We start from the raw sequence: 2,681 nt of genomic DNA, 5'->3' as shown, positions 1-2,681 counted from the left end.
GCGCCCTGTCCTGGACCGAGCCCGCGAGCATCGCCCCCTTCGCCGCCGACAGCCCCTTCGCCGGCCTCGTCCCCAGCCCCGACGTGAAAGTCTTCCGTCAGGTCCTGGCCGAGCCTTCGCTGGACCTCGATGCCCGCACCTGGGCGCGGCTGACCGATGGCACACCCCTGATCACCGGGGCGCGGCGGGGTGCCGGCCTCCTCGTCCTCGTCCATACCTCGGCCAATTCCGACTGGTCGAGCCTCGCGCTCTCCGGCCTCTTCGTCGACCTCCTGCGCCGGATCACTGGCCTTGCCGAGGGCGAGGGCGGCGCCATCGAGGGCAACCGCGCCCTGCCGCCCCTCGCCAGTCTGGACGGCTTCGGCCATCTGGGCGGCGCCGCGCAGGGCGCCGGCCCCATCGCCGCCGACAAGATCGCCGAAACCCCGGCAGGGCCGCAGAGCCCGCCCGGCTTCTATGGTGATCCCTCTGCCCGTCAGGCCCTGAACCTGTCGCCCGACCTCGACGCGCTGGCGCCGCTGCCCGACATGGCCGGGGTCACCGTCGCCTTGCCGGAAGTCGCGCCGGCGCTCGCCCTAGGCCCCTGGCTGATTCTGGCCGCCCTGGCCCTGCTCGCCCTCGACATCCTCGTCGCGCTGCGCCTGTCCGGCCGGCTGGTGCCGACCGCCCTCGGCGCCCTCGCGCTGATGCTGGCCCAGCCGATCGAGCGGGCGCGGGCGATCGAGCCGGCGGAGGCCGCCGCCGATATCCATCTCGCCTATGTCGTCACCGGCGATGCCGCGACCGACGAGATGAGCGAGGCTGGCCTGCGCGGCCTCTCCGCCGCCCTCGCCCAGCGCACCTCGGTCGAGCCGGGGGCGCCGGTCGGCCTCGACCTCGCCACCGACGAGCTTGCGCTGTTTCCGGTGATCTACTGGCCGATGGTGGCCGGTTTCGATCCGGGGCCGGAGGCGATGGCGCGGCTGGACGGTTTCATCAAGGCCGGCGGCGTCGTCCTGTTCGATACCCGCGATGTCGCGCAAGGCACCGGCGCCCTGCCCGGCGGCGCCGGCTCGGCCGGAGACGAGACCCTGCGCCAGGTCCTGTCGCGCCTCGACGTGCCGCCGCTGGTGCCCGTGCCGGCCGACCATGTGCTGACCAAATCCTTCTACCTGCTGCAGAATTTCCCCGGCCGCTACGAGGGCGGGCAGGTCTGGGTCGAGGCCAATGCTTCCCCCGCCAATGACGGGGTCTCGGGCTATGTCGTCGGGCCGAACGACTGGGCCGCCGCCTGGGCCGCCGACGACCAGGGCCGCCCCCTCGCCGCGCTGGAGCCGGGCGGCAGCCGGCAGCGCGAGATGGCGCTGCGCTTCGGCATCAACCTCGTGCTCTATGCCCTGACCGGCAATTACAAGGCCGATCAGGTCCATGTCCCCGCCCTTCTCGAAAGGCTGGGGCAATGAGCATCGGCATCGACGCCTCGCCCCTCCTGCCCCTGTGGCTGATCGCGGCCGCCGCCCTGCTGCTGCTGGTCCCCATGGGTCTCGCGCTGTGGCGGCGCGGCCGGGGCGCCGTTCTGCGCCTGTTCCTCGGCCTTGCCCTGCTCGCCGTGCTGATCAACCCGATCGCCAGCGAGGAGAAGCGCCGCGGCCTCGACGATATCCTGCTGCTCGCGGTCGATCGCTCGCCCAGCCAGCAATTGGGCACCCGCCCGGCCGAGACCGATGCCGCCCTCGCAAGCCTTCGCCAGAAGCTCGCCCGCCTGCAGGGCATCGAGCTGCGGGAGGTGAGCGTGGGCGCCGATCCCGCCGGCACGCTGCTGATGGGCGCGGTCGGCCAGGCCCTCGCCGATATTCCGCGCGACCGCCTCGCCGGGGTCATCGCCCTGTCCGACGGCCGCGCCGCCGATGCCGAGACGCCGCCGCCGGGGCTTGAAGCACCCTTCCACCTGCTGGCGACCGGAAAGCCGGGGGAGCGCGACCGCCGCGTCACCATCCTCGAGGCGCCGTCCTATGCCGTCATCGACAAGGAGGTGTCCATCCGCCTGCGCGTCGATGACGCCGAAGCGGGCGAGCGCATCGCCGGCATCCCCGCCCGCGTCACCATCGCCGCCGACGGCCGCCCGCCGGTAACCCGCGAGGTGCCGGTGGGCACGCCGGTGACGATCGAAGTTACCCCCAAGAAGCGCGGCCCCAATATCTTCGAGATCGCCGTCGCCCCCGGCCCGGCCGAACTGACCCCGGCCAACAACACCGCCATCGTCTCGATCAACGGCATCCGCGACCGCTTGCGCGTTCTCCTCGTCTCGGGCGAGCCGCATATGGGCGAGCGGGCCTGGCGCAACATCCTGAAGTCCGATCCGTCCGTCGACCTCGTCCATTTCACCATCCTGCGCCCGCCCCAGAAGCAGGACGCGACGCCGGTGAACGAGCTGTCGCTGATCGCCTTCCCGACCCGCGAGCTGTTCGAGGAGCGGCTGTCGGACTTCGACCTCGTCATCTTCGACCGCTACCGCCAGCGCGGCATCCTGCCGTCCAATTATCTCGGCAATGTCGTCGACTATGTGCAGAACGGCGGCGCCCTGATGATCGCCGCCAGCCCCGACGCGGACGAGCCCTTGAGCCTCTTCGCCGGCATCCTGTCGGACGTGCTGCCGGCCCGGCCGCGCGGCCCCGATGTCAGCGCGGCGTTCCGGCCCGCGC

The 2,681-nt window shown here is 72.3% G+C and carries 1 protein-coding gene and 1 pseudogene; both read left to right on the top strand.

The annotated features are described in order from the left end of the window. The coding region (locus tag WAZ62_RS20685) for a DUF4159 domain-containing protein (protein WP_422645426.1) at window positions 1-1,442 on the top strand (1,442 nt) is incomplete at its 5' end. Further along, window positions 1,439-2,681: pseudogene (locus WAZ62_RS20680) on the top strand (hypothetical protein); the annotation flags it as partial. The gene WAZ62_RS20685 and the pseudogene WAZ62_RS20680, both read left to right, overlap by 4 nt.

The organism is Zavarzinia sp., from assembly GCF_049306435.1.
In the GTDB taxonomy this organism is placed as follows: domain Bacteria; phylum Pseudomonadota; class Alphaproteobacteria; order Zavarziniales; family Zavarziniaceae; genus Zavarzinia.
Note: the sequence above shows the minus strand (reverse complement) of the source record. Positions and strands in the feature narration are given on the sequence as shown.